Source organism: Acinetobacter sp. V110_1 (genome assembly GCF_031798975.1).
GTDB classification, from domain to species: domain Bacteria; phylum Pseudomonadota; class Gammaproteobacteria; order Pseudomonadales; family Moraxellaceae; genus Acinetobacter; species Acinetobacter nosocomialis_A.
This window is the reverse complement of the sequence record NZ_JAVQNN010000015.1, coordinates 1-26,099: the sequence shown is the minus strand read 5'-3', so window position 1 is coordinate 26,099 and position 26,099 is coordinate 1. Positions and strand designations below refer to the sequence as shown.

The following is a 26,099-nucleotide window of genomic DNA, read 5'->3' as shown; positions in this document are numbered from 1 at the left end:
GAAAATTATGCCGATTCAAAAATGTAAGCCAACGTCTCCAGGACGTCGCTTTGTAGAGAAAGTGGTTCATGACCATCTTCACAAAGGCGCTCCTTACGCACCGTTGGTTGAAGCTAAAAAACGTACTGGTGGTCGTAATAACAACGGTCACATTACTACTCGTCACGTTGGTGGTGGTCATAAACAACACTACCGTATCGTTGACTTCAAACGTAACAAAGACAGCATCCCAGCTGTTGTAGAGCGTATTGAATACGATCCAAACCGTACAGCACATATTGCTTTATTGAAATATGCTGACGGTGAGCGTCGTTATATCATTGCACCTAAAGGTTTACGTGCTGGCGATAAAGTACAATCTGGTAACGATGCTCCAATTCGTCCAGGTAACTGCTTGCCACTTCGTAACATGCCGATCGGTTCTACACTTCATAACGTTGAACTTAAAATTGGTAAGGGTGCGCAATTAGCGCGTTCTGCTGGTGCTTCTGTTCAGTTGTTGGGTCGTGATGGTTCTTACGCGATTATTCGTCTTCGTTCAGGCGAAATGCGTAAAGTACACGTTGAATGCCGCGCTGTAATTGGTGAAGTTTCTAACCAAGAAAACAACCTTCGTTCATTGGGTAAAGCTGGTGCTTCACGCTGGCGTGGTGTTCGTCCTACCGTACGTGGTATGGCGATGAACCCGATTGACCATCCACACGGTGGTGGTGAAGGGCGTAACAAAGGTATTCAACCTGTAAGCCCATGGGGTCAAAAAGCTAAAGGGTACAAGACACGTACCAATAAGCGTACGACTAAGATGATTATTCGCGACCGTCGCGTCAAGTAAAGGAATCTGACTAATGCCTCGTTCTCTGAAAAAAGGCCCATTCGTCGATGCGCACTTGTTCGCTAAGGTTGAAGCGGCTGTTGCTAGTAACTCTCGCAAGCCGATCAAAACTTGGTCTCGTCGTTCGATGATCCTTCCAGATTTTGTTGGTTTAACAATCTCTGTTCATAATGGTCGTAATCACGTTCCAGTAATTGTTACTGAGCATATGGTTGGTCATAAACTCGGTGAATTCGCGCCAACTCGTACCTATCGTGGTCACGGTGTTGACAAGAAATCTAAACGTTAATAGGTGTCATGATGGAAGTAACTGCTAAATTACGCGGTGCCGCTATCTCGGCACAAAAAGCACGTTTGGTTGCAGATCTTATTCGCGGCAAATCTGTTGCGCATGCTTTAAACATCTTAAACTTCAGCAATAAAAAAGCTGCTGTTTTAGTAAAAAAAGCATTGGAATCTGCGATTGCAAACGCTGAACACAATAACAGTTTAGATGTTGACGATCTTAAAGTTTCTACGATTTACGTTGATGAAGGCATGAGCCTTAAACGTATTATGCCACGTGCTAAAGGCCGTGCAGATCGTATTACTAAGCGTACTTGTCACATCACCGTTAAGGTAGGGGTTTGATATGGGTCAGAAGGTTCATCCAATCGGTATCCGCCTAGGTGTTGTGAAACGTCATAACGCTAACTGGTATGCGAATCCGAAACAATACGCTGAATACTTGCTTAAAGATCTTCAAGTTCGTGAGTTTTTAACTAAAAAACTTAAGAATGCGATGGTAAGCAATATTCTTATCGAACGTCCATCAGGCGCTGCTAAAGTAACTATTAGCACAGCTCGTCCTGGTATCGTAATCGGTAAAAAAGGCGAAGATATTGAGAAATTACAGCGCGAACTTACCAGCATTATGGGTGTTCCAGCGCAAGTAAGTATCAACGAAATTGATCGCCCAGACTTAGATGCGCGTTTAGTTGCTGAAGCAATTGCTTCTCAATTAGAAAAGCGTGTTATGTTCCGTCGTGCTATGAAGCGTGCGGTTCAAAACACTATGCGTGCTGGTGCTAAAGGTATCAAAGTTGAAGTGTCTGGCCGTTTAGGTGGTGCAGAGATTGCTCGTACAGAATGGTATCGTGAAGGTCGTGTACCTTTACATACTTTACGTGCAGACATTGACTATGCAACTATGCGTGCAGAAACAACTTACGGTACGATTGGTGTTAAAGTTTGGATTTTCCGTGGCGAGATCTTAGGTGGCATGAAACAAGTCATGAACCCTGCTCCTGCTGAAGATCGTCCAGCTAAACGTGGTCGTGGTCGTGGTGAAGGTCAAGAGCGTCGTGGTCGTCGCGGTGACCGTGCTGCTGACAAGGGAGAATAATCCATGTTGCAACCTAAACGTACCAAATTCCGTAAAGTGCACAAAGGCCGTAACACTGGTCTAGCGCATCGTGGTAGTACAGTATCATTTGGTTCGATTGCAATTAAAGCAACTGAACGTGGTCGTATGACTGCGCGTCAGATTGAAGCTGCACGTCGTACTATTAGCCGCCGTATTAAGCGTGGTGGTAAAATCTTTATTCGCGTATTCCCGGATAAGCCAATTACTCAAAAGCCTCTTGAAGTGCGTATGGGTAAAGGTAAGGGTAGCGTGGAATACTGGGTTTGCCAGATCCAACCAGGTAAGATCCTGTACGAAATTGAAGGTGTGAACGAAGAGTTAGCGCGTGAAGCATTTGCTTTAGCTGCTGCTAAACTTCCGTTTAAAACCACTATCGTGACTCGGACGGTAATGTAATGAAAACTAAAGATCTACGTGAAAAATCGGTAGAAGAGTTGAAAGCTTTGCTTGATGAGCAACAGCTTAACCAATTCCGTCTTCGTATGGCGAAAGCAACTGGTCAGTTGGGTAAATCGCACGAAGTGCAAGTTGCTCGTAAGACAATTGCTCGTATTAAGACACTCCTTACCGAAAAACAGGGGAACGGACAATGAGTGAAAAAACAGTCCGCACGTTAACCGGCAAAGTCGTAAGTGACAAAATGGATAAATCTATTGTTGTTCTTATTGAACGCCGCGTTCAACACCCGTTGTATGGCAAGTCAATTCGCCGTTCAACTAAGTTACACGCTCATGATGAGAACAATGTTGCTAAAATTGGCGATGTTGTAACCATTAAAGAAAGCCGCCCAATTTCTAAAACTAAAGCTTGGACTTTAGTGGAAGTAGTTGAAGCAGCTGCTGAGTAATTCGACGTTCTTGTTGCATCATCGGTCAATTTCGAGTACTCTTTGAGCCTTTCGAAATTGTGACCGGTGATGCTCGGTTTTGGAGTAGGGCAATGATTCAAACCGAAACTATGCTCGACGTAGCAGACAACAGTGGTGCTCGCCGCGTACAATGTATTAAAGTACTTGGTGGTTCACATCGTCGTTATGCTTCTGTTGGCGACATTATTAAAGTTACTGTAAAAGAAGCAATCCCACGCGCACGTGTTAAAAAAGGTGACGTGATGAATGCGGTTGTAGTTCGTACTAAATTCGGCATTCGTCGTCCAGATGGTTCTGTGATCCGTTTTGATGATAATGCTGCAGTTATCTTGAACAACAACAAAGCTCCGATTGCTACTCGTATCTTCGGACCAGTGACTCGTGAACTTCGTACTGAACAGTTCATGAAAATCATTTCATTGGCTCCTGAAGTTCTATAAGAGGCAATCATGGCTAAGATTAAAAAAGGCGATCAAGTTATCGTGATCGCAGGTAAAGAAAAAGGCAAACAGGGTACTGTATTGTCTGTTTCTGAAGACCGCGTTAAGGTTGAAGGCCTTAACTTAGTGAAGAAGCATCAAAAGCCTAACCGTGTAACTGGCGCTGAAGGCGGTGTAGTTACTCAAGAAGCTTCGCTTCATATTTCAAACGTGGCAATTTTAAATGCTACAACCCAGAAGGCTGACCGTGTTGGTTACCAAGTGATTGATGGCGTGAAAACTCGCGTTTATAAATCAAATGGTGAATCAGTGGCGGTAGCGAAGTAATAGGTTGAAAAGGCAATGGCCAGACTTAAAGCACGTTACAACGATGAACTTAAAGCAAAGTTACAAGAAGAACTTAGCATTAAGAACGTGATGGAAATTCCACGCATCACAAAAATTACCCTAAACATGGGTGTAGGCGCAGCTGCAACTGATAAGAAATTATTAGATGGCGCTGTAGTCGACATGCAATTAATTGCTGGTCAAAAACCAGTAATTACACTTGCTCGTAAATCTATCGCAGGTTTCAAAATCCGTGATGGTTGGCCAATTGGTTGTAAAGTTACTTTACGTGGCGACCAAATGTACGAATTCTTGGACCGTTTGATCTCAATCGCAATCCCTCGTATCCGTGACTTCCGTGGTTTCTCTTCGAAATCATTTGATGGTCGTGGTAACTATTCAATGGGTTTGAAAGAGCAAATCGTTTTCCCTGAAATCGATTTCGACAAGATTGATCGTATTCGTGGTATGGATATTACTATTACTACGACTGCTCGCACCGATGACGAAGGCCGTGCGCTTATGCGTGCATTCGGCTTCCCGTTCAAATAAGAGGTCGATATGGCTAAGAAAGGTATGATTAATCGCGAATTGAAACGCGAAAAAACAGTTGCTAAATACGCTGCAAAACGTGCTGAATTAAAAGCTACGATTGCAAACGTAAATGCAAGTGAAGAAGAGCGTTTCGAAGCGATGTTAAAGTTACAAGCATTGCCACGTAATGCATCTCCGGTACGTCTTCGTAACCGTTGTGGTTTAACTGGTCGTCCTCATGGTTACTTCCGTAAGTTCGGTTTAAGCCGTAACAAATTACGTGACACAGTAATGCAGGGTGATGTACCAGGCGTTGTTAAGGCAAGCTGGTAAGGAGCGACTAAATGAGTATGCAAGATACCGTTGCCGACATGCTAACACGTGTTCGTAACGCACAAATGGCTAAGAAACAAACTGTTTCTATGCCTTCTTCTAAGTTGAAAGTTGCAATTGCAAACGTACTTCAACAAGAAGGTTATATTTCAAATGTAGAAGTTGCTCAAGAAGAGACAAAATCTACTTTGACAATTACTTTAAAATATTTCGAAGGCAAACCAGTTATCGAAATGGTTAAGCGCGTAAGCCGTCCAGGTCTTCGCCAATACCGTGGTAAAGATAAACTTCCAAGCGTTAAGCAAGGTTTAGGTATTGCAATTGTTTCTACAAGCAAAGGCATCATGACTGATCGCGCTGCACGTGCTGCGGGCGTTGGTGGTGAAGTTATTGCTTTTGTTTCTTAATAGGTGATTCCTCATGTCTCGTGTGGCTAAAGCCCCAGTAACTGTACCTAATGGTGTAGCAGTTACTCAGAACGGCCGGCAGGTCGAAGTGAAAGGCACTAAAGGTACATTGTCTTTCAACCTGCATGTGCTGGTCGAGCTAAAACAGGAAGAAGGTAAACTTCAACTTGCTCCAGTTAAAGAATCGAAAGATGCTTGGATGCAAGCTGGTACTGCTCGCGCTGTATTGAACAACCTTGTAAAAGGTGTTAGCGAAGGCTTCGAACGTAAGTTGCAGCTAGTTGGTGTTGGTTATAAAGCTGCGGTTAAAGGTACTGTTGTAAACCTTAACCTTGGTTACTCACACCCAATTGACTACGCTTTACCAGAAGGTGTAACAGCGGAAACTCCAACTGCTACTGAAATCATTTTGAAATCAGCAAACAAGCAGTTGTTAGGTCAAGTAGCGGCAGAAATCCGTGCATACCGTGCTCCTGAACCATATAAAGGTAAAGGTGTTCGTTATTCGGATGAAGTCATTCTTCGTAAAGAAGCTAAGAAGAAATAAGGCGCGAGGTTCTTATGAACGAAAAGAAACAATCCCGTTTGCGTCGTGCGAAAAGCACACGCTTGCACATTCGTGCATTGGGTGCGACTCGTTTGTGTGTAAACCGCACTCCGCGTCACATCTATGCTCAAGTTATTTCAGCAGATGGTGGCAAAGTTTTAGCGCAAGCTTCAACTTTGGATGCATCTTTACGTAGCGGTACTACAGGTAATGTAGACGCGGCTACTAAAGTAGGTGCTTTAATCGCAGAACGCGCGAAAGCAGCTGGTGTAACTAAAGTTGCATTTGACCGTTCTGGTTTTAAATATCATGGTCGTATCAAAGCCTTGGCTGATGCTGCTCGTGAAAACGGCTTGGAGTTCTAATCATGGCTAAAGTTGAACAAAACGAAGGTCTTGTTGAAAAGCTGGTTGCCGTTGATCGTGTAGCCAAAGTTGTCAAGGGCGGTCGTATCTTCTCTTTCACAGCATTAACTGTTGTGGGTGATGGTAATGGTCGTGTTGGTTTTGGTCGTGGTAAAGCACGTGAAGTTCCTGCTGCTATTTCTAAAGCACTTGAAGCTGCTCGTCGCAACATGATCACTGTAGACCTTGCTGGTACTACTTTACAACACCCTGTGAATGCTCGTCATGGTGCAAGCCGTGTATACATGCAACCTGCTTCAGAAGGTACTGGCGTAATCGCTGGTGGTGCAATGCGTGCCGTTCTTGAAGCTGCAGGTGTACATAACGTACTTGCTAAATGTTATGGTTCTACAAATGCTGCTAACGTAGTAAACGCAACTTTTAAAGGTTTGCGTGATATGACTTCTCCTGAGAAAGTCGCTGCGAAACGTGGTAAATCAGTAGAAGAAATTCAAGGGTAATCAATCATGAAAACGATTAAAGTTACCCAGACTAAATCTTCTTCACATCGCTTGAAAAATCACAAGCTTTGCTTACAAGGTTTAGGTCTGCGTCGTATTGGTCATACTGTAGAAGTGCAAGATACGCCTTCTAACCGCGGTATGATCAACAAAGTCTACTATATGGTTAGTGTAGAGGAATAAGCCATGACTCTGCGTTTAAATGAGCTTGCACCTGCAGAAGGTGCAAAACGTGAACACCGTCGTTTAGGCCGTGGTATCGGTTCTGGCGTTGGTAAGACTGGTGGCCGTGGTGTCAAAGGTCAAAAATCACGTAAAAGTGGTGGCGTTCGTCCAGGTTTCGAAGGCGGTCAAACAGCGATTTATCGTCGTTTACCTAAATTCGGTTTCACTAGCCAAATCGCTTTAAAAACTGCTGAAGTACGTTTGTCTGAGTTAACTAAAGTGGAAGGCGACATCGTTAGCCTTGAAACTTTAAAAGCTGCGAATGTTGTTCGTCGCGATCAAATTCGTGCTCGTATCGTGCTTTCTGGTGAAATCACTCGTGCATTCACTGTTCAAGGTGTTGCATTGACTAAAGGCGCTAAAGCTGCAATTGAAGCAGCTGGCGGTAAAGTCGAGGAGTAATCTCGAGTGTCTATGTCTCCTAGTTCTTCAGGTCATGTCAACATGATGAAAGGTCAGCCATTTCATGTGAAATACCGTGAAATTATTCGCCGGATGAGTTTTCTAATCGGTGCATTGCTGGTCTTTCGACTAGGAGCGCATATTCCAGTACCAGGCATTAATAATGCTGCGTTAGAAAATTTATTTCATGCAAACCAAGGAACTATTCTTGGGCTATTCAATATGTTTTCTGGCGGTGCTTTAGAGCGAATGTCGATTCTTGCTTTAGGGATCATGCCTTATATTTCTGCATCAATTATTGTGCAGTTAATGTCAACGGTGATTCCTTCTCTTGAAGCCTTGAAAAAGGAAGGAGAGCAAGGTAAGCGAAAAATTAATCAATATACGCGTCAAGGTACATTACTACTTGCAGTGGTTCAGGCAGTAGGTATGTGTGCGGGTCTTATTGGTCAGGGTATTACTCTGTCTACAGGACTTGCATTCTATATTCCTGCGGTTACGTCACTTATCGCTGGAACTATGTTCTTAATGTGGTTAGGTGAACAAATCACTGAAAGAGGTATCGGTAATGGTATCTCAATGATTATTTTTGCAGGTATTGTAGCTGGTTTGCCTAAGTTAATTATGCAATCAGTGTCATCTGTAGATAATGGTCAAACAAGTTTAATTGGTCTTGTTATCTTTGGTCTTTTGTCTCTTGGTGTATTGGCTGCGATTGTGTTTATTGAAAAAGCACAGCGTCGTATTCCAGTAAACTATGCGCAGAAGCAGCAAGGGCGTCGTATATTTACAGCTCAGCAAACACATCTACCATTAAAAATTAATATGGCTGGTGTGATTCCTGCGATTTTTGCAAGCTCTTTACTATTGTTCCCAGCAAGTCTTGGTCAATGGGTAGGTAGTGCAGATCCGAGTGCTGGTTTAATTAAACGTAGCTTACAAGATTTAGCTTTGGTATTGTCGCCTGGACAGCCTTTGTATTTGGTGCTCTTTGGTGCGTTAATTATCTTTTTCTGTTACTTTTATACGGCTTTAGTATTTAGCCCTAAGGAAGTATCAGAAAATCTAAAACGCAGCGGAGCTTATGTGCCTGGTATTCGCCCAGGTGAGCAAACTGCTCGTTACTTAGATCATATTCTTAATCGTTTGACGTTTATTGGTGCGATTTATATTACAGTCATTTGTTTGATGCCAATGATTCTACAAAGTTCTTTTGGTATTCCATTCTACTTGGGTGGTACCTCATTACTGATCGTAGTCGTTGTTGTTATGGACTTTATGGCTCAGCTACAAGCGCATTTAACATCTCATCAATATGACAATCAAACATTAATGAGAAAAACGACTGCTCATCCTAAGGGATAAGCGCACTTAGAGGTTTCATCATGAAAGTACAAGCTTCTGTAAAGAAAATTTGTGGTAGCTGTAAAGTTATCCGTCGTAATGGGGTTATTCGCGTGATTTGTAGCGCAGAACCTCGTCATAAGCAGCGTCAAGGTTAATCTAATCAAGACCTGTTGATTTCAGTAGGCGAATTGGGTTAATATCCGCCCCTCAAGATTTTTGTGGGGCGGTTGATTATCTCTACTGCCTTTTTGGAGAAAGTGAATGGCTCGTATTGCCGGTGTAAACATTCCGGATAACAAGCATGCTGTTATCTCCCTCACTTATATCTTTGGTATCGGTCGCCACACTGCTAAGAATATCTTAGCTTCAGTTGGTATTACTGAGACTACTAAGATCCGTGAGTTGGACGATGCACAGCTTGATGCGATTCGTGCAGAAGTTGCTAAGGTTCCTACCGAAGGTGACTTACGTCGCGAAATTTCCATGAACATTAAACGTTTAATGGATTTAGGTTGCTATCGTGGCCTTCGTCATCGTCGCAGCTTGCCTGTCCGTGGTCAACGCACCAAAACTAACGCACGTACCCGTAAAGGTCCGCGCAAACCGATTAAAAAGTAAGATTTCTGGAAGCTAAAAGATGGCTAAAGATACTCGCACACGCAAGAAGGTCACTCGTACCGTCTCTGAAGGTGTTGCACACATTCACGCGTCTTTTAATAACACCATTGTTACGATTACCGATCGTCAAGGTAATGCATTGGCTTGGGCCACCTCAGGTGGACAAGGCTTCCGTGGTTCACGTAAATCAACTCCGTTTGCTGCTCAGGTAGCTGCTGAAGTTGCTGGTAAAGCAGCTTTAGATTACGGTTTGAAAAACCTAGACGTCCTTGTAAAAGGTCCTGGTCCAGGTCGTGAGTCTGCGGTTCGTGCATTAGGCGCAGTGGGTTATAAGATTAACAGCATTACCGATGTGACTCCAATTCCTCACAACGGTTGCCGTCCACCTAAAAAACGTCGCGTGTAAGGAGAAACATTCATGGCTCGTTATATTGGTCCAAAATGCAAACTCTCTCGCCGCGAAGGGACAGACCTGCAACTTAAATCTGGCGTTAAACCATTTGACGTCAAAACTAAAAAAGCTAACAAAGCACCTGGTCAACATGGTCAGGCTCGCGGTGGTAAGCAATCTGAGTATTCACTACAATTACGTGAAAAACAAAAAGTCCGTCGTATTTACGGTGTGTTAGAGCGTCAATTTAGTAACTACTATAAAGAAGCAGCTCGTGTTAAAGGCGCAACTGGTGAGAACTTGTTGAAATTGCTTGAAAGCCGTCTTGATAACGTTGTTTATCGCATGGGTTTTGGTTCTACACGTGCAGAAGCTCGTCAGTTAGTAAGTCACCGTAGCATTACTTTGAATGGTCGTCGTGTAAACATCGCATCTATTCAAGTTAAAGCGGGTGATGTAATTGCGGTTCACGAAGGTGCTAAACAACAATTGCGTATCAAAAACGCGATTGAATTAGCTGCTCAACGTGGTATTCCAGCTTGGATTGATGTTGATCATTCTAAACTTGAAGGTACGTTTAAAGCTGCACCAGATCGTTCTGATTTACCTGCTGAAATCAACGAAAGCTTGATTGTAGAATTGTATTCTAAATAATCCTTGAGGTAGCAATAATGACGCGTACTGCAAACGAGTTTCTAACTCCGCAAGCGATCAAGGTCGAAGCGGTTAGCGGGACCTCGGCAAAAGTGATTCTAGAACCTTTAGAGCGTGGTTTTGGCCACACTCTTGGTAATGCTTTACGTCGCATTCTATTGTCTTCTTTACCTGGCGCTGCTGTGGTTGAAGTAGAGATAGAAGGTGTCGAGCACGAGTACAGTACTTTAGAAGGCTTGCAGCAGGACATCGTCGAGCTCTTGCTGAACCTAAAAGGATTGTCTATTAAGCTGTTCGATCAAAATGAAGCTTATTTAACATTAGAAAAACAAGGTCCTGGCGATATTACTGCTGCTGACCTTCGTTTACCTCATAATGTTGAAGTGGTTAACCCAGATCATTTAATCGGTACTTTGAGTGCTTCAGGTTCATTAAAAATGCGCTTGAAAGTTTCTCAAGGTCGTGGTTATGAAACTTCTGATTCTCGTTTCCCTGAAGGTGAAACACGTCCTGTTGGTCGTTTACAATTAGATGCTTCTTATAGCCCAATTAAACGTGTTTCTTACACCGTTGAAAATGCGCGTGTTGAACAACGTACCGATTTAGATAAACTGGTAATCGATCTTGAAACAAATGGAACGGTTGATCCTGAAGAAGCAATCCGCAAAGCGGCAACAATCTTGCAACAACAAATTGCAATTTTTGTTGATCTTCAGAAAGACCAAACTCCAGTTGCTCAAGAACCTCGTGAAGAAGTTGACCCAATCTTGCTTCGCCCAGTAGATGATCTAGAGCTTACTGTTCGTTCTGCTAACTGTTTGAAAGCAGAAAATATTTACTACATTGGTGATCTCGTTCAACGTACTGAAGTTGAGTTGTTAAAAACTCCTAACCTTGGTAAAAAATCGTTAACAGAGATCAAAGATGTTTTGGCATCGAAAGGCTTACAACTCGGTATGCGTCTTGAAAACTGGCCACCAGCTAGTCTTCGTATGGACGACCGTTTTGCCTATCGTAGCCGTTAATTAAGTAGGACTATCACCATGCGTCATCGTAATAGTGGTGTGAAATTAGGCCGTACAAGCAGCCATCGTAAAGCGATGTTCCAAAACTTGGCTAATTCTTTATTTGAACACGAGTTGATCAAAACAACTGTGCCTAAAGCTAAAGAATTACGTCGTGTTGCTGAGCCTTTAATCACTCTAGCAAAAAACGATACTGTAGCAAATCGTCGTTTAGCATTTGCTCGTACTCGTAATGCTGCAACTGTAGGTAAATTATTTACCGTACTCGGCCCTCGTTACAAAGAACGTAACGGCGGCTATCTACGTGTTCTTAAAGCGGGCTTCCGTGCTGGTGATGCAGCACCGATGGCTTACGTTGAGCTTGTAGATCGTGAAGTTAACACTTCAGCTGAATAATTGATATTATTCGGAAAAGGCCGGCTTTATGCCGGTCTTTTTTATTTTCTGGGATCTATAAAAATAAAAAATGTCCTCAAGTGACATAAAAAAACGGATAAACGGTCAAACTTGACATTGTGTATTGTCAAAATTGTGCTTTAATAAAGTCATATTCTCAACAATGGGTATAAAAATAAAATGGAAAAGCAAGTTGATATTTTAATCATTGGTGCAGGCATTTCAGGAATCGGAGTTGCTGCCCATTTATCTAAAAATTCTCCGCATCGTCAGTTTGAAATTTTAGAACGTCGTGAATCCTTTGGCGGGACTTGGGATCTTTTCCGTTATCCTGGTATTCGTTCAGATTCTGATATGTCTACTTTTGGTTTTAATTTTAAACCATGGCGTAAAGCAAATGTATTGGCTGATGGTGCTTCTATTAAAGGGTATCTAGGTGAAGTGATCGATGAGTTTAAGTTAAAAGAAAAAATTCACTTTGGTCATCGTGTACTCTCTGCAAATTATGATTCTTCATCTAAGAAGTGGCATGTTGTTGTCGAAGATAGCAATAAAAAACAGCAGACTTGGGTAGCTAATTTTGTTGTAGGCTGTACTGGTTATTATAATTATGACCAAGGCTATGCGCCGACCTTCCCAAATCAAGAAGCTTTCAAAGGTCAACTCATTCATCCGCAACATTGGCCAGAAAACTTAGACTATACAGGTAAGAAAGTAGTAATTATTGGTAGTGGAGCTACTGCAATTACTCTGGTACCAGCAATGTCAAAAGGTGGAGCAGGTCACGTGACGATGTTACAACGTTCGCCTACGTATATTGCAACTGTTCCTTCTATTGACTTCATCTATGAAAAGACTCGTAGATTTATGTCTGAAGAGGCGGCTTACAAATTTACCCGTGCTCGTAATATTGGTATGCAACGCGCAATTTATGCATTGTCTCAGAAGCATCCTAAAACAGTTCGTCGTTTACTCTTAAAAGCAATTGAAATGCAGCTTAAGGGTAAAGTAGATATGAAACACTTTACGCCTTCTTATAATCCTTGGGATCAGCGTTTATGTGTAGTGCCTGATGGTGATCTATTTAAGATTCTTCGTGAAGGTAAGGCGAGTGTTGAAACTGATCAGATTGAGAAATTTACAGAAACTGGTATTCAATTAAAGTCTGGTAAACACCTTGATGCCGATATCATAGTATCTGCAACTGGTTTGCAAGTTCAAATTATGGGTGGTGTTCAAGCTAAAGTTGATGGTAAGCCAATCAACTCCTCAGAACATATGCTTTACAATGGCATTATGCTAAGTGATATTCCAAATATGGCCATGATTATTGGCTATGTGAATGCATCTTGGACATTAAAAGTTGATATTGCAGCTGATTATATTTCCCGTCTATTAAACTATATGGACAAGAATAACTATGACGAAGTTATTCCAGCGGGTAATAAAAATGAAATGGAAGAAGATACTGTGATGGGTAAACTATCTTCTGGCTATATTAGTCGTGCAGCTCATGAGCTTCCAAAGCAAGGTAAGCATGCTCCATGGCAAGTAACCAATAACTATCTTGAAGATAGAAAGTCATTACAAAATGCTAAGTTCGATGATGGTATTCTTCATTTTCATAAACATTCAGATGTAAATACACGTAAGCCAAAGCTAGTGTCTTAAGATTTGAAATGAAAAAGGAGGCAGATGGCCTCCTTTTTTATGTATGGTATTAAAGTGTTCTGGAAATTAACTCTTTCATAATTTCATTGGTGCCTGCATAAATACGGTTTGCTCGGTGATCAATATAAGCACGAGCAATTGGATATTCCAGCATGTAACCATAGCCTCCATGTAATTGGAGACATTCATCAACCACTTTTGAAAACATATCAGAAATTTTATATTTTGCGGCAGCAGCAGCTTCGACACTTAATTTTTCATCAAGTTGTAATTCCATACAACGATCTAAATAGGTACGACAGAAATCAATTTCTGTGCGTAATTCTGCTAGTTTAAAGCGTGTATTCTGGAAAGCACTAATTGGCTTGCCAAATGCTTTACGATCTTTTGTATATTGAACAGTATGTGCAAACGCTGCTTCTGCACCAGCTTGGCAGATAATTGCAACCAACATACGTTCCCATGCTAATTCTTTCATGAGCATAATAAAGCCCATACCTTCCATGCCTAAAAGATTTTCTTTAGGAACACGAACGTTATCGAAGAAGAGTTCACATGTATCTTGACCTTTCATGCCAATTTTGTTGAGTGGCTTACCTTTAGTAAAACCGGCACGGTCAGCTTCCACAATAATAAGTGATAAATTGGCAGAGCCTTTATCGCTGTTACCTGTTTTACAGACCACGATGGCCATATCGCACAAATAGCCATTGGTAATAAATATTTTTGAACCATTAATGACATATTCATTGCCATCAAGAACGGCTGTTGTTCGAACAGCTTGTAAATCTGAACCCGTTCCTGGTTCTGTCATGGCAATTGCGGTCACTGTTTCACCAGTCGCCATCTTAGGGAGCCATTTTTGCTTTTGTTCTTCATTTCCAAAGTTATTGATATAGTTGGCGACAATATCGGAATGCAGCGAGAAACCTGTACTTGAGTCCATGGCATAGGCTTGTTCTTCAATAAGAATCATACTGTATAGACGGTCTACACCTGAGCCACCGTATTGTTCTGGCATGGTTGTGCACAGTAAACCTAACGCACCCGCTTTATTCCAAAGATCTCGGTCCACATGTTGTTGTTTCTCATATTTTTCAGTATTTGGCACCACTTCTTTTTCATAAAACTTGCGTACAGTTTCTCGGAAAGCTTCATGTTCTTCATTTAATAGATGGCGAGGTAACATATTTGGAATGGGACGAATAGCACCAGATTGCATTGTATTTCTTCCTTGGTTTGGGCTTGATGTTATAAGTCTAAAATACGGGAAGCTCACTAGGTCTAACAATGTGATGAATGCTCATTTATAGCTATGAAGTGATAAGTTTGGTCAATTTGATATTTTTAGCGAACTTTCTTATGTGATCAGGTAAACTAGGCGCACTATCAACGCAGATGGGGAAATAAATGTCTGAAGAAATGACCTTGGAAGAACGTAAAGTAGTTTATCGCGCACGCCGCGGTTTAAAGGAAATTGATGTCTATTTTGACCCGTATGTGAAAAATTATTACTTAAAGGCAGATCCAGCAGAAAAAGCATTATTTGCTGAATTAGTAGAGCAGGAAGATCCTGATTTACTTGACTGGTTTATGGAAGTATCTGAACCACCACGTACTGAATTACGTGATTTCATCCATAAATTAAAGCATTATGTACATGGCTGATTGGTTTTGGTCAACCAATTGAATTTTAAACTGAAATATAGTCGTTTCTCGATTATATTTCAGTTTTTTATTGGTTTAAGTTTAGCAGTTCTATTTTATCAACTCCTATCAATACTCTGGTGGTTGGTTACGGTCAGTTTACTATTCATAAGTTTTGTTTTCTTTTTCAAGCGGCCACAGCTTACTCAAATTGCTTATTTAGATCAGAAATTATGGTCACTTAGCTTTCATTCAGAGCAAACAATTTCTCGTGTAGAAATTTTAAAAATAATTGATTATCAGATTTTCATAGTGGTCTATTTTGAAGGGCATGAAACATTAACTTCTGTGATTTGGTTTGATCAAATGCCTTTGTCGCAGTGGAAACAACTTAAAACCTTAGAAAAATTCTATTAATTGTTAGACAATTCTACATTTGTATATTTATTTAAAAATTTTAAAAATCAAACAATTAAGATTTATTTCTTTTCGGAAAATGTAAATTGTCTAGTTAAAATACAGAAAAAAGAGCAAGAAAGCTAATTGTCCGACAATTTCTCAATATGGTTATTATTCTATCGGTTAAAGTACAAACACCAACGTAAAGTGTGTCGGAGGTCTCAAATGGAGATGCCAACATGGTCGTTCTTGGTCATTGCCATCATTCTGGCAGTGGTGATAGGAAGAGCAGGAACTTTACTCAGGGAACATCTTAATAAAGCTAATTATAGCAAAGTTAAGAGACAGAGGATGCAAAGGTCGTCGGTCAGTCAATAGTTTAATTGGTTAATCGATTAATTTCATCAAGTGTCCAGTTTTACTGGGTGCGAATGTAGTAAGGAGGTCTCTCATGGAGATTTCAATGTGGATGTTTCTGTTAATTGCAGTTGTTATGGCTGTAGTAGTAGGAAGAGCAGGAACTTTACTCAAGGATTATATAGAACAACAATAATATAAGCCGTTAAAAGCTTATCCCAGTTAATAAGTAGCATGTGCTGAACCGTCGCAATGCTACTTTTTTTTGCCTAAAATTTTTGTTTCCCTGAAAAACTGTCAATTTTATCTGCTGTGAAGTGTGTCAAAGTATAAGCGCTACAATTAGAGTAATTACTCTTTTATTCAAGATATGCATCTGCTAATGTACATCTGAAAAGGAAAAAACAAATTACATCGAGGACAGGAAGATGTCTAAAGTCCAAAAAATAAGCCAAGGTTTGGCGATGAGTTTTCTTGCAGCTTCAGTTTTATCAGGTTGTTCATACGTCGTAAAAAGCGGAGCAAATGTTGCTTTAGGTTTTACGGAAAAGCACGTCGTTCCACCTATTTTGGCAATGCAAGATGCTGAAATGGTTTGTAATACTGGTAGTGCCTTAACTCCTGCAATCATGTCGACTAAAGGTATGGGTGCAGATCCTACTCGTGTTGCTGTCTTAATGTATGCTGCTTCAGGTGTATGTGCGGAAAACCAAGCATTAGAACAGGAGTTACGTTATTTGCGCGCTTCAAAAGCAGGACAAGTAACAGAAGCTCAAGATGCACGTATTGCGCAGAAGCGTTGGGCTGCAATTGCTGCAGAGCGACAATATACCGGCTATAAATTATTCGCTGATCGTTGGGAATCTAAATATAAGTACCATTTAGGTGACTCTTGTCCAACTATGCGTAGTGATACCGATCAGACGGTATATCTACTTGGAATGATCAGTGGCCTTCAAGCGGTGACAAATGACATTAACTCGGGTGGTTCTGTCAATGTTCCGAAAGATATTGCTGCTATTGTAGAACGTGGCATGGTTTGTCTTGATAACCAAAAGTTCTGGGGAGCACCAAATGCAACACGTGCGGTGATCTGGACTTTATTACCAGGGGCTAACGAAGGTAAACCAGACCCGTATGAGACGTTAAAGCAGTCAGTGCAAATCGGTGAGCAAAAAGGTGTTCGTTTGTCTCATGCACTCTACGCTGTAGCGGCTCAAGCGAGTGGTGACGATACCAAAATCCGTGATGCATTAAAAACTTATGCAGCATCTCAAGCAGATGACAAGCCAGTCAATCCGAACTTCAAGTTAATTGATAGTATGGCGGGTTTAATTGTCCGTGGCATTTCTGACCGCTACTGGACTGAGCATACAGGTGTTCGTACGGGTGATAATGGTATGTCTCATTTCTGGGATGAGAAAAACGAAGGTTCAGCAGAACTGGATGAGTTGTTTGATGGTGGGGCTGCATCAGAAGTTCCAGCTGACTCGACCTCTGCACCTGCACAGTAAACAGATCTGAAGAAACTCACTCCTTACGGTTACTAACTCTAGTAATCGTAAGGTGCTTGGTTTAAAAGGAGTGTGCTATGAAAGATCATGTACTCAATAAAAAAGTGCTTTTGGTCGCAGGGTGCATTTCTGTTTCTGCATGTCTACAAGTATTTCCAGACTATTTTATTTATTGGCGCGAAAGCTTACTCGGTGAGTTTTGGCGTTTGTGGACAGCGCACTGGGTACATGTTGGCTGGATTCATTTTCTTTTAAATATGATGGCATTCGCGTGTTTGCCCTTCATATTTCCGCATACCAAAGTGTGGCACATTTTAAGTCTTCTTTTTCTTTTGCCGCCTTTTATCAGTTTGGTGTTCTATTTTTATTTGCCTTATATCGATGCATATGCCGGTCTATCTGGGGTACTCCATGGGCTGTATACGGCTGTTGCTTTAGTTTATTTGCAATACCGTAAAGAACGGAATTTTGCATTACTAGTTTTAGGGTTAATTATTGCCAAGCTGATTTGGGAAAACACCTTTGGACAAACAGGCACAGCACAGTTGATAGGGAGTCCTGTTTTAACCGAAGCTCATTTATATGGGGCGATAGGCGGTGCAATCTTTGGAGGATGCTATTGGCTTATACAAAGGTTCAAATAGAAAGATTGACAATACAAACTGTTAAAAAAGAGATTTTAGTCATTCTTTATTGATAAAGTTTGATGCAAATTTGATCGTTGAATAAAGGGATTGGTAGAAGGGGAATGGACGATACCCCTGACCAAGGAAATTGCATGACTCAAAGCCTTTGTTATGAGGGGGTTGAGAGAACAAAATTGGAATATTTATGCAAGAATATCAAGAAAAAAGATCTGGATTAGGTCTGCTGGGTTATATATGGAACGAATGGATCTCAACATTCGTGATCCTCATTTTACTATTAATGACGCTCATAATTGGTACCGGGGAAATGATCCACGGACAATTATTACGTATCGGGGAACGTCTTTATGGTGACCCTGCTATAGGCATGCAATATTCGTTTTTGCGTGCGGAGCCTGAAAAGCCGTCTTGTGATCGACATCCAAATATTGATGCTCAAGTAAAAGAGCAAATGAAAGCGAATGCATCTGATGATTTCGCAAGCTTCTTTGGTGCTGCCTCAGAAAGTGATGTCCGTGCATCCTTACAAGCAGCACAGCAGCAATGTGAAGATAAATATCTGGCTTACGATAAAACCATTAAATATATTGAAGCAAATCCAGGGGTACGTACATATCGTACGATTGAAACGGGTTTCTTTGGCATATTTAAATTTGGTACAGAGAACCGCGCAATTTTACTAGTCTTTATGGTCTTAATCTCAGCGATTACTGCATCGTTGAAGTTCCACCATATTGGTTTACGTAACCCTGCAACCAAGCTGGACTACAAAGTGTATGCCTTCTTTATGTTGCTTGGTAATGCATTGCTTAGTTCTTCAGTAATTAGCCAGTACCGTTCTGTGATTAATTCAGGGGTTTCTCCAACTCATGAAACAATCATTATTTACTGGTTATGGATGATTTTATTTGTCGTCCTTACCTTAATTAGTCTTTATCAGCTATTTGTTTCCCCACCAGCAAAACGTGAGGGTGGCAATATTGGCTTAGCTTTATTATGTGTGCCTTTGTATGCATATATGGCTGTGATTACAGGTGTTGCATTCACGTTCTTTATGGACTATCCAATGGGGCAAGGGATTTACCTTGGTCAGTTGGTAGAGTTCTCGGGCATTTTCTTAAACCTTGCCTTATTTATTTGGGCAGGTATGTTGCTCACGCAAACACGTGTGATGGACTTGTTCCTAAACGTACTTCGTCCATGGAACTTGGCACCAGAAACTTTAACTTGGTTAATTTTAATTGCTGCTGCTGTACCAACTGCCTATACAGGTGCTTCTGGAATTTTCGTTATCGCAGCCGGTGCGATTATTTATAAAGAAGTCTGGAATGCAGGTGCTCGCCGTCAGTATGCACTCGCTGTATCTGCAATGTCTGGTTCACTAGGTGTAGTGGTACGTCCTTGTCTTTTGGTCGTTCTAATTGCGATGTTGGACAGCCGTCATGTTACATCTGATGAATTATTTGGACATGGTATTTATGTCTTCTGGTTAACTGCATTTATTTTCTTGGGTGTCTCTCTTTTCTTAGCAGAAGAGAAGTTCCGCGTGAACTCACCGAAAGTAGCACTTCCTGGTATGGCACGTGCTTTTGTACCTGTTATTCCATACATCTTGATCACTGTAGTTGTTCTTGCATTTTATAAATATGCATTAGATACAGGAATGAACGAATTTACTGCACCAGTGATTCTGCCTCTCGTGCTCATTGCGATGATTTTGTACGATAAAATGGTTATGCCTAAAGAGGCGCCAGCGTTAAATATTCATGAAGCAATTGTTCGTGAACATGAGAAAAAATCTCCATTCTTACAGTCACACGATCCGCATAGTTCACAGTTCCGTTTAGGTTTTGGTGGGGCACTACGTTTTGCAACATCAGAAACAGTTGGACATATTGGTGCGCTTATTATTTTAATGGCGTTGTCTGCAAGTGTGGGTGGTTTAATCGAGCGTACCGAAATTGTTGAAATGTTGCCGACTCACTTAGGTAATATTTATATTTCGCTCGCATTTATTGCATTACTACTTGCCATTATTGGTATGTGTACAGATCCATTTGGTGCTGTAATTTTAGTAGCAGCAACGATTGCCCCTGTAGCCTACGAAAATGGTATTCATCCAATTCACTTCTGGATGATTGTATTGGTTGCATTCGAGTTTGGTTATGTAACACCACCAGTTGCCTTGAACCATCTACTCACGCGGTTATCCGTTGGTGATGATGAGGTAAATGCTGCCGATGCAGAAGCCAAAGAGAAATACACAAGTTTCTACTACCGATATGAACGTTGGTTATTACCAATCATTGTTTTGTTCTCATCATTGGTATTAGTCACTTATGCTCCATTAGTGCTGAAACTATTTGGCTGGTACAAGTAATTTAAAAATATAAGCTGAGTAAAAACACTCTCTTTAAGAGGGTGTTTTTTTATGTGGTTATTATTTTGAACAGATAAATTGTTAATAAATAAAAAAGCTAGCTCAGTGTGAACTAGCTTTTTTGCATCATATTTAGAGTTAAACAAATACTATTGTTGTTTAACCTGGGCCTCAAGGAGCTTCACTTGCTCTTCTTTTAGCTTAATCAGTTGATCTGCATCAGCATGTTGAGCTTTTAGTGTCTCTTCCTGATCTTGCAGCTGATGATGAATGTCATTGAGTTTAGACACTTCTTCTTTTGCTAAAGACTCTTGAGCTGGGACAGGTTGTTTGAGCACATCTTCATTTACAAGCTGTTGCGAGTTAGCAGTTTGTGTTTGAGCGACAGGCTCAGAACTTGCAGATGGTTTTGTAGTTTTTTGAGGTGCAGGTGTCGAGACAGGTTGAGGATCAACCATTGGTGCTGACGATTCGATTTTTTTGAAAAACCATTGTGCTGCGAAAAAAAGCACTACAAGAATGCTTAAGCCCCCAATTAAAATCCACAAGAGTTTTGAGTTTTGTTTTCTTTGTAGTGGCATGTTTAAGACCTTTAGTCAGAACGACGAGGCTTGAACTGTATTACTCCAACTTCGTCAGGTATAGCAGGTGTTTCTGGCTCATCAATATGAGTCGGACGATTTTCGCTATAACCGCATTCGATACATTCAATCCATTCGTCTTCAGCGGTGGTTAGCATGACAATCCGATCTATGGCTTCACATTTTGGACATTTAGCCCCAGCAATGAAACGTTTTTTCATCTTTATCACCCTAACCACACGATCAATTTAGGCCCATAGTTTAAGCGGTTTTGTTGTCGTTCGTCCAACCTTGATGACGTAACAATGCATCAATTTTTGGTTCACGGCCACGGAAATTGACAAATGCTTCAAGAGCAGTATCTTTCCCACCCACAGCTAAAATTGCTTGACGGAATTCTTTACCCGTTTGAGTGTTGAAAATACCTTCATGTTCAAAGCGATCAAATGCATCGCTCGCTAAAACTTCTGCCCACTTGTAAGAGTAGTAACCCGCTGCGTAACCGCCTGCAAAAATATGACTAAAGCTATGTTGGAAGCGGTTGTAGTCGACAGTTGGAACTACTGCGTACTGTTTGCGAATGTCATTTAAAGTCTGCTGAATTTGCTCACTATTCAACGCAGGAGTCTTGGTGTGAATAGTTAAGTCAAATAGTGCAAATTCAAGTTGACGTAAAGTTTGCATGCCAGACTGGAAGAAACGAGCATTTAATAATGCATCGAGTAACTCTTGAGGTAAGGTCTGCTTGCTCTCAATATGTTCACTTAAAACATCAAGACTTTCTTTGTCCCATGACCAAAATTCCATAAACTGACTTGGTAACTCGACTGCATCCCAAGCAACGCCGTGAGTACCTGCAACCGAGATATTATCTACTTCAGTTAACATATGGTGTAAGCCATGTCCAAATTCGTGGAACAGTGTGATGACTTCATCATGAGTCAGTAAGGCTGGCTGATTACCCACAGGTGGAGTGAAGTTACACACCATATAGCAAATTGGTTTTTGTAAACCATGAACAGTTTGCATACGTGAGCGGAAGCCACTCATCCATGCACCGCCGCGTTTACCGGTACGTGCATATAAATCAAAGAAGAACCCGCCAACCACTTGGCCTTGGTCTTCTAATTCAAAATAGTGTGCATCTGGATGCCAAACTGGAGCCTCACGTTCAACGATGTTAATACCGTATAGGCGCTGAACAATCTGGAATAAGCCCTGAATGACTTTTGGAGCAGGGAAGTAAGGTTTTAATGCTTCTTGAGATAGGTTGAACTGTTGCTGTTTAAGCTTTTCAGAATAGTAAGTCGTATCCCAAGGTTTAAGCTCATCAATCCCATCTTGTTTGGCAATTGCTTGTAGCTCAGCAACTTCTTGGAGAGCAGGGGTACGTGCATGCTCAGCTAAGTCGGCTAGAAAGTCGTGAACTGTTTTGACATCAGGAGCCATTTTGCTAGCAAGAGAATATTCAGCGTAGTTATTGAAACCAAGTAGTTTTGCCATTTCTTGGCGAAGGCTCAAGATTTCTTCCATAATTTTGCTGTTATCAAACTCTGTTTGTTCAGATTGATCCGATGCACGAGTGACATAAGCTTTATAAAGCTCTTCACGTAATTCACGGTCATCTGCATAGGTCATGACTGCAAAATAAGCTGGGAAATCTAAAGTTGCTACAGCTTGGTCAAGCTCGCGCTGTTTACCGTACTGCTTTAGTAACTCAACATTACTTTCTGGAAGACCTTTTAGCTGGTCTTCTGTAAGTGGTTTAAAGTAGGCCTGTGTCGCATCAAGTACATGGTTTGAGAAGTCAGAAGAAAGCTGTGAAAGTCGTGCAGAAATTTCTGCGTAGCGTTTTTTCTCTTCACCTTCTAAAGCAACGCCAGAAAGTTTAAAGTCACGTAATGCGAGTCGGATAGCACTTTGTTGAGCAGGACTTAGCGTTGAATAGCTCTGACCATCATGAATGTGTTGATAGGTCTGGTACAGCGCCGTGTGTTGGCCAAGTTGAGTGTAATATTCACTTAAAGCAGGTAAGAGTGACTGATAGACTTCTCTAGTTTCAGCATTACTCATCACTGCATTTAAATGTGATAAAACACCCCATGATTCACTGAGATTATTTTCAAGGGTATCAATTTGTTCAAGTACAGCAAGTTGCTGGTCTGTGTCAGAAGGTGCAGCTGTAAGTGTGTTTAAGAACTCTTGTCCTGCTTGAATCGCTTGTTGAATATCTTGTTTTAAATTATCTAATGTAATTTGGTCAAAGCGGGGAGTAGGTAGAGTCGCTTGCTGTAAAGTCATTGCTAATAGCCACATTATTTTTTAAACATAGTATTAGATGTAGGTATTGTTAGGCAGGAAATCAAGCTTAAATTGAAAATAAACGTTCTAAAAATATTAAGCCCCCATGTTTGGGAGCTTAATAACAAAGAATAGAAACACCTATGAATTAGTCAGCCTTAGACTTGGCATTCGACTTTTTCTTTTTTGGTTTCGCTTTTTTCTTTACTTTTTCTGGCTTGGCCTCTGCTTTCGTAGTGGTTTTTTTACCAGACTTTTTAGTATATGAACTTGGTTTACCTTTTTCCTTCTTTTTACGGACAGGTTTTTCCCCATCATTAGAAGTAGTAGTTGGTTTACCAAAAATTTCTTCAGTTGCTTGTGTTGCTGTTCTGGTTGTACGTGGGGCACGACTACGAACTACTCGTCCAGCATGGGTCACTTGCTGAATAAGTTGGAAATCGATCTTACGTTCTTCCAGATTTACACCAGCAACCTGAATTTTAACTTCATCACCTAAACCGAAGACCTGACCACGATTTTGTCCAATAAGGTTTTGACTTGCTTGATCATAAATAAAGAAGTCGTCGCCGAGCTGGCTAATATGAATCATGCCATCAACATAGAGGTCTTTAAGAGTAACGAATAGACCAAATTCAGTGACAGCACTCACAATACCAATGAACTCATCACCTAAGTGCTGTTGCATATAGTGACACTTCAACCAAGTCGTTACACTACGAGATGCTTCATCAGCACGGCGCTCGGTTTGAGAGAAATGTTCACCAGCATCATCTAAAGCTGCACCAGAAAGCGGATAAGGCTTTTGTTTCAAATGAGCTTTAATAGCACGATGTAACAATAAGTCTGGGTAGCGGCGAATTGGTGATGTGAAGTGTGTATAAGCTTCATAAGCTAAACCATAGTGACCGGCATTTTTGGCACCATAGTAAGCTTGCATCATTGAGCGTAATAACACTGCATGAATACTTGGCGCATCAATACGGTCTTTAGTTACCTCAATAACTTTTTGATAATCTGCTTGGGTTGGTTGATCTGGGAAAGGTAAGCCAAGAAGTTTAACAAAATCTTTTACTTTCTGAATACGTGAGAACTCAGGCGCTTCGTGTACGCGATATAACATTGGAACATCATGTTCTAATGCATATTCAGCCGCGGCTACGTTAGCAAGCAACATACATTCTTCAATCAGCTTATGTGCTTCATTACGTGTACGAGGCAAAATTTCTTTAATTCCGCCTAGCTCATCAAAAGTCATGTACGTTTCAATGGTTTCAAATTCCATTGCATGACGATCAGCACGTAAATTTTTCAGAATTTGATAAAGCTGAAAAAGCGTATTTAGCGATTTGTGAATATCACGATCTTTTGGAATTGCGTCGGTTGCACCGTCAAAGTATTGCGCTACCTGTGTATAGGTCAAACGTGCTTTTGAATGCATTACCGATGGATAAAACTCATAACCAGTTACACGGCCAGTACGAGAGAGTTTCAAATCACAGACCATACATAAACGGTCTACATGCGGGTTAAGTGAACACAATCCATTTGATAATGCTTCTGGTAGCATTGGTAGTACAAAGTGCGGGAAATAAACCGAAGTACCACGTTCTTCTGCTTCTTCGTTCAGAGCTGAATCTAAGCGTACATAATGGCTCACATCAGCAATTGCTACGACAACGCGATAACCACCACCTGGACGTTTTTCTGCATACACGGCATCATCGAAATCTCGAGCATCTTCACCATCGATTGTGACGAGCGCTAAATCTCTTAAATCAACTCGTCCTTCACGGTCTTGTGCAGAAGGTTCTTTAAAACTTTCAGCTTCTTTTATAACTTCATCTGGAAATTCGTAAGGTAATCCAAACTCAAGAATAGTCTGCGGAATAATAATTTCAGTATCCGCTTTATCTGCCATAGATTGAATAATATGCGCCGTTGCAAACTCTTCACGGGTTGGGTAGGTATCTATGGCAACACGAAGCATATCGCCAACATTTGCTTTGGCATGTGCAACTAATTCTTTTTCTAATGGAATAGGTTGGTGCTGATTTGGATTATTAGGTTGAATAAAGTATTCACCTTCGTGTACCGATAATTTACCAATTAACTGTTTTACACGATGTTGTAGAACCTCGGTAATGAACCCCCACGGTTTACCTTTTCGGTCTACTGAGGTCTGCCGAACTCGGACTCGATCACCATTAAAGACTAAACGTAACTCACGCTCAGGAAGTAAAAGATCATCTTGACCATCAATATGTGCGGTGCCTAAGCCTTTACTATTAATATAGACGGTCGCTTCATAAGTGGGTTGGTCTGTCACTAACTGAAACTTGAACCCGTCTTTCATGATTTGGCCATCACGAACCATTGCACTTAAGCGATGGCTTAAAGCTTCGATACTTTTTTGGTCTTGAATATGAAAATGGTCAACAAGTTCTGCATGAGATTGCGGTGTTTGCAATTGTTCCAACGTATCTAATATTAGAGTACGGCTTGGAATAGGATTGTCATAACGTTCAGCTTCAGCTTTCGCTTCGGGATCAGCCCAGTTTTTTGTCATGTCTTTTGATTTCACGCTTGGCAGATAAGTTTAGCATAAGCCATGCAGACCCGAACTGCACGTTTAGGTTTGCAATAATGTGTTATGCACTACTGTATTTTAATGAAGAAATAATATCTATCTTAACAAGCGTTTGATCGAAAAAGACGAAAATAATAAGGAAATTGCTTAAAAAATAATTCATTGAACGAAAAAATAAGAAAATTTCAGTATGATGACTTGAACAATAGGGTTTTAGTTTGTATTATGGCGGCTCGTTCCGGTGAGGTGGATGAGTGGCTGAAATCACTTCCCTGCTAAGGAAGCATACCTATTACTGGTATCGAGGGTTCGAATCCCTCTCTCACCGCCATTTACTTAATGCGCTCATAGCTCAGCTGGATAGAGCACTTGGCTACGAACTAAGGGGTCGGGAGT

Annotated in this window: 34 protein-coding genes, 1 tRNA gene and 1 pseudogene; 31 read left to right on the top strand and 5 right to left on the bottom strand. The window is 41.1% G+C overall.

The features are described 5' to 3' along the window. Positions 1 to 7 precede the first annotated feature (7 nt). The 25 genes and pseudogenes from rplB to RMA95_RS04605 all read left to right on the top strand — a co-directional run bounded on the left by rplB (position 8) and on the right by RMA95_RS04605 (position 13,287). Entirely contained in the window at positions 8 to 832 is an 825-nt protein-coding gene (gene rplB, locus RMA95_RS04725) for a 50S ribosomal protein L2 (RefSeq protein WP_002049686.1), read from the top strand. A 13-nt stretch (positions 833 to 845) separates the two neighbouring features. Beyond that, complete coding sequence (gene rpsS, locus RMA95_RS04720) at positions 846 to 1,121, top strand: 30S ribosomal protein S19 (protein WP_001138119.1); 276 nt, start codon at positions 846 to 848, stop codon at positions 1,119 to 1,121. Between the two features lie 11 nt (positions 1,122 to 1,132). Then, a complete protein-coding gene (gene rplV, locus RMA95_RS04715; protein ID WP_001982638.1) occupies positions 1,133 to 1,462 on the top strand; it encodes a 50S ribosomal protein L22 in 330 nt (109 codons plus the stop codon). A 1-nt stretch (position 1,463) separates the two neighbouring features. Continuing rightward, positions 1,464 to 2,280 (top strand): annotated as a pseudogene (rpsC, locus tag RMA95_RS04710) (30S ribosomal protein S3). After that, positions 2,220 to 2,633 (top strand): 50S ribosomal protein L16, encoded by a 414-nt coding sequence (gene rplP / locus RMA95_RS04705; RefSeq protein WP_002049688.1) that lies wholly within the window; start codon positions 2,220 to 2,222, stop codon positions 2,631 to 2,633. The pseudogene rpsC and the gene rplP overlap by 61 nt, the downstream one beginning before the upstream one ends. After that, on the top strand, positions 2,633 to 2,830 hold the full coding sequence (gene rpmC, locus RMA95_RS04700) for a 50S ribosomal protein L29 (protein ID WP_000849928.1): 198 nt from the start codon (positions 2,633 to 2,635) through the stop codon (positions 2,828 to 2,830). Before rplP ends, rpmC begins: the two co-directional genes overlap by 1 nt. Beyond that, positions 2,827 to 3,084, top strand: coding sequence for a 30S ribosomal protein S17 (rpsQ, locus tag RMA95_RS04695; RefSeq protein ID WP_001291845.1), 258 nt, complete (start codon positions 2,827 to 2,829; stop codon positions 3,082 to 3,084). The genes rpmC and rpsQ overlap by 4 nt, the downstream gene beginning before the upstream one ends. A 92-nt stretch (positions 3,085 to 3,176) precedes the next feature. After that, the gene (gene rplN, locus RMA95_RS04690) at positions 3,177 to 3,545 is read left to right on the top strand and encodes a 50S ribosomal protein L14 (protein ID WP_001982634.1); all 369 of its coding nucleotides are present in this window, start codon (positions 3,177 to 3,179) and stop codon (positions 3,543 to 3,545) included. A gap of 9 nt (positions 3,546 to 3,554) precedes the next feature. Then, the gene (gene rplX, locus RMA95_RS04685) at positions 3,555 to 3,872 is read left to right on the top strand and encodes a 50S ribosomal protein L24 (protein WP_002049703.1); all 318 of its coding nucleotides are present in this window, start codon (positions 3,555 to 3,557) and stop codon (positions 3,870 to 3,872) included. Between the two features lie 15 nt (positions 3,873 to 3,887). After that, positions 3,888 to 4,424, top strand: coding sequence for a 50S ribosomal protein L5 (rplE, locus tag RMA95_RS04680; RefSeq protein WP_044119300.1), 537 nt, complete (start codon positions 3,888 to 3,890; stop codon positions 4,422 to 4,424). A 9-nt stretch (positions 4,425 to 4,433) separates the two neighbouring features. Continuing rightward, the gene (rpsN, locus tag RMA95_RS04675; RefSeq protein ID WP_002049689.1) at positions 4,434 to 4,739 is read left to right on the top strand and encodes a 30S ribosomal protein S14; all 306 of its coding nucleotides are present in this window, start codon (positions 4,434 to 4,436) and stop codon (positions 4,737 to 4,739) included. Positions 4,740 to 4,750: 11 nt separating this feature from the next. Continuing rightward, positions 4,751 to 5,146, top strand: a complete 396-nt coding sequence (gene rpsH / locus RMA95_RS04670; protein WP_002049732.1) for a 30S ribosomal protein S8 — start codon at positions 4,751 to 4,753, stop codon at positions 5,144 to 5,146. Positions 5,147 to 5,159: 13 nt separating this feature from the next. Then, positions 5,160 to 5,693, top strand: a complete 534-nt coding sequence (rplF, locus tag RMA95_RS04665; protein WP_311069734.1) for a 50S ribosomal protein L6 — start codon at positions 5,160 to 5,162, stop codon at positions 5,691 to 5,693. A 14-nt stretch (positions 5,694 to 5,707) separates the two neighbouring features. After that, positions 5,708 to 6,058: a 50S ribosomal protein L18 gene (gene rplR, locus RMA95_RS04660; RefSeq protein ID WP_002049741.1), complete on the top strand. Its 351-nt coding sequence runs from the start codon at positions 5,708 to 5,710 to the stop codon at positions 6,056 to 6,058. A gap of 2 nt (positions 6,059 to 6,060) precedes the next feature. After that, entirely contained in the window at positions 6,061 to 6,558 is a 498-nt protein-coding gene (gene rpsE, locus RMA95_RS04655) for a 30S ribosomal protein S5 (RefSeq protein WP_001141025.1), read from the top strand. A 6-nt stretch (positions 6,559 to 6,564) separates the two neighbouring features. Beyond that, positions 6,565 to 6,741, top strand: coding sequence for a 50S ribosomal protein L30 (gene rpmD, locus RMA95_RS04650; RefSeq protein WP_000849088.1), 177 nt, complete (start codon positions 6,565 to 6,567; stop codon positions 6,739 to 6,741). A gap of 3 nt (positions 6,742 to 6,744) precedes the next feature. Further along, a complete protein-coding gene (rplO, locus tag RMA95_RS04645; RefSeq protein ID WP_002049750.1) occupies positions 6,745 to 7,185 on the top strand; it encodes a 50S ribosomal protein L15 in 441 nt (146 codons plus the stop codon). Positions 7,186 to 7,230: 45 nt separating this feature from the next. Then, complete coding sequence (secY, locus tag RMA95_RS04640) at positions 7,231 to 8,550, top strand: preprotein translocase subunit SecY (RefSeq protein WP_191001672.1); 1,320 nt, start codon at positions 7,231 to 7,233, stop codon at positions 8,548 to 8,550. Positions 8,551 to 8,570: 20 nt separating this feature from the next. Beyond that, entirely contained in the window at positions 8,571 to 8,687 is a 117-nt protein-coding gene (gene rpmJ / locus RMA95_RS04635) for a 50S ribosomal protein L36 (protein ID WP_000867907.1), read from the top strand. 106 nt (positions 8,688 to 8,793) lie between these two features. Next, on the top strand, positions 8,794 to 9,150 hold the full coding sequence (rpsM, locus tag RMA95_RS04630) for a 30S ribosomal protein S13 (protein ID WP_263614651.1): 357 nt from the start codon (positions 8,794 to 8,796) through the stop codon (positions 9,148 to 9,150). Positions 9,151 to 9,169: 19 nt separating this feature from the next. Further along, positions 9,170 to 9,556 (top strand): 30S ribosomal protein S11, encoded by a 387-nt coding sequence (rpsK, locus tag RMA95_RS04625; protein ID WP_001040166.1) that lies wholly within the window; start codon positions 9,170 to 9,172, stop codon positions 9,554 to 9,556. Between the two features lie 12 nt (positions 9,557 to 9,568). Next, the gene (gene rpsD / locus RMA95_RS04620; protein WP_002049716.1) at positions 9,569 to 10,195 is read left to right on the top strand and encodes a 30S ribosomal protein S4; all 627 of its coding nucleotides are present in this window, start codon (positions 9,569 to 9,571) and stop codon (positions 10,193 to 10,195) included. Between the two features lie 17 nt (positions 10,196 to 10,212). Continuing rightward, on the top strand, positions 10,213 to 11,220 hold the full coding sequence (locus tag RMA95_RS04615; protein WP_004705386.1) for a DNA-directed RNA polymerase subunit alpha: 1,008 nt from the start codon (positions 10,213 to 10,215) through the stop codon (positions 11,218 to 11,220). Between the two features lie 18 nt (positions 11,221 to 11,238). Next, positions 11,239 to 11,616, top strand: coding sequence for a 50S ribosomal protein L17 (rplQ, locus tag RMA95_RS04610; protein ID WP_002049717.1), 378 nt, complete (start codon positions 11,239 to 11,241; stop codon positions 11,614 to 11,616). Between the two features lie 180 nt (positions 11,617 to 11,796). Continuing rightward, on the top strand, positions 11,797 to 13,287 hold the full coding sequence (locus RMA95_RS04605) for an NAD(P)/FAD-dependent oxidoreductase (protein WP_311069732.1): 1,491 nt from the start codon (positions 11,797 to 11,799) through the stop codon (positions 13,285 to 13,287). A 49-nt stretch (positions 13,288 to 13,336) separates the two neighbouring features. Here RMA95_RS04605 and RMA95_RS04600 read toward each other — a convergent pair whose 3' ends face one another. After that, entirely contained in the window at positions 13,337 to 14,509 is a 1,173-nt protein-coding gene (locus RMA95_RS04600) for an acyl-CoA dehydrogenase family protein (protein WP_311069731.1), read from the bottom strand. Between the two features lie 188 nt (positions 14,510 to 14,697). Between RMA95_RS04600 and RMA95_RS04595 the strand changes: the two genes are divergently transcribed. The 5 genes from RMA95_RS04595 to RMA95_RS04575 all read left to right on the top strand — a co-directional run bounded on the left by RMA95_RS04595 (position 14,698) and on the right by RMA95_RS04575 (position 20,231). Further along, positions 14,698 to 14,955: a succinate dehydrogenase assembly factor 2 gene (locus RMA95_RS04595; protein WP_002049719.1), complete on the top strand. Its 258-nt coding sequence runs from the start codon at positions 14,698 to 14,700 to the stop codon at positions 14,953 to 14,955. Between the two features lie 6 nt (positions 14,956 to 14,961). Further along, the gene (locus RMA95_RS04590; protein WP_311069730.1) at positions 14,962 to 15,351 is read left to right on the top strand and encodes a hypothetical protein; all 390 of its coding nucleotides are present in this window, start codon (positions 14,962 to 14,964) and stop codon (positions 15,349 to 15,351) included. A gap of 767 nt (positions 15,352 to 16,118) precedes the next feature. Further along, the gene (locus tag RMA95_RS04585; RefSeq protein WP_311069729.1) at positions 16,119 to 17,204 is read left to right on the top strand and encodes a hypothetical protein; all 1,086 of its coding nucleotides are present in this window, start codon (positions 16,119 to 16,121) and stop codon (positions 17,202 to 17,204) included. Between the two features lie 77 nt (positions 17,205 to 17,281). Then, entirely contained in the window at positions 17,282 to 17,848 is a 567-nt protein-coding gene (gene rrtA, locus RMA95_RS04580) for a rhombosortase (protein ID WP_004711824.1), read from the top strand. A 187-nt stretch (positions 17,849 to 18,035) separates the two neighbouring features. After that, on the top strand, positions 18,036 to 20,231 hold the full coding sequence (locus RMA95_RS04575) for a TRAP transporter large permease subunit (RefSeq protein ID WP_263614646.1): 2,196 nt from the start codon (positions 18,036 to 18,038) through the stop codon (positions 20,229 to 20,231). Positions 20,232 to 20,380: 149 nt separating this feature from the next. Here RMA95_RS04575 and RMA95_RS04570 read toward each other — a convergent pair whose 3' ends face one another. The 4 genes from RMA95_RS04570 to rnr form a co-directional block, all read right to left on the bottom strand. Next, positions 20,381 to 20,812, bottom strand: a complete 432-nt coding sequence (locus RMA95_RS04570) for a hypothetical protein (RefSeq protein WP_311069728.1) — start codon at positions 20,810 to 20,812, stop codon at positions 20,381 to 20,383. An 11-nt stretch (positions 20,813 to 20,823) separates the two neighbouring features. Continuing rightward, on the bottom strand, positions 20,824 to 21,033 hold the full coding sequence (locus RMA95_RS04565) for a YheV family putative zinc ribbon protein (RefSeq protein ID WP_191001078.1): 210 nt from the start codon (positions 21,031 to 21,033) through the stop codon (positions 20,824 to 20,826). 40 nt (positions 21,034 to 21,073) lie between these two features. Continuing rightward, entirely contained in the window at positions 21,074 to 23,128 is a 2,055-nt protein-coding gene (locus RMA95_RS04560; RefSeq protein WP_311069726.1) for a M3 family metallopeptidase, read from the bottom strand. 133 nt (positions 23,129 to 23,261) lie between these two features. Further along, entirely contained in the window at positions 23,262 to 25,682 is a 2,421-nt protein-coding gene (rnr, locus tag RMA95_RS04555; RefSeq protein ID WP_311069725.1) for a ribonuclease R, read from the bottom strand. A gap of 261 nt (positions 25,683 to 25,943) precedes the next feature. Between rnr and RMA95_RS04550 the strand changes: the two genes are divergently transcribed. After that, positions 25,944 to 26,034 (top strand) — tRNA-Ser (locus tag RMA95_RS04550). Positions 26,035 to 26,099: the final 65 nt, after the last annotated feature.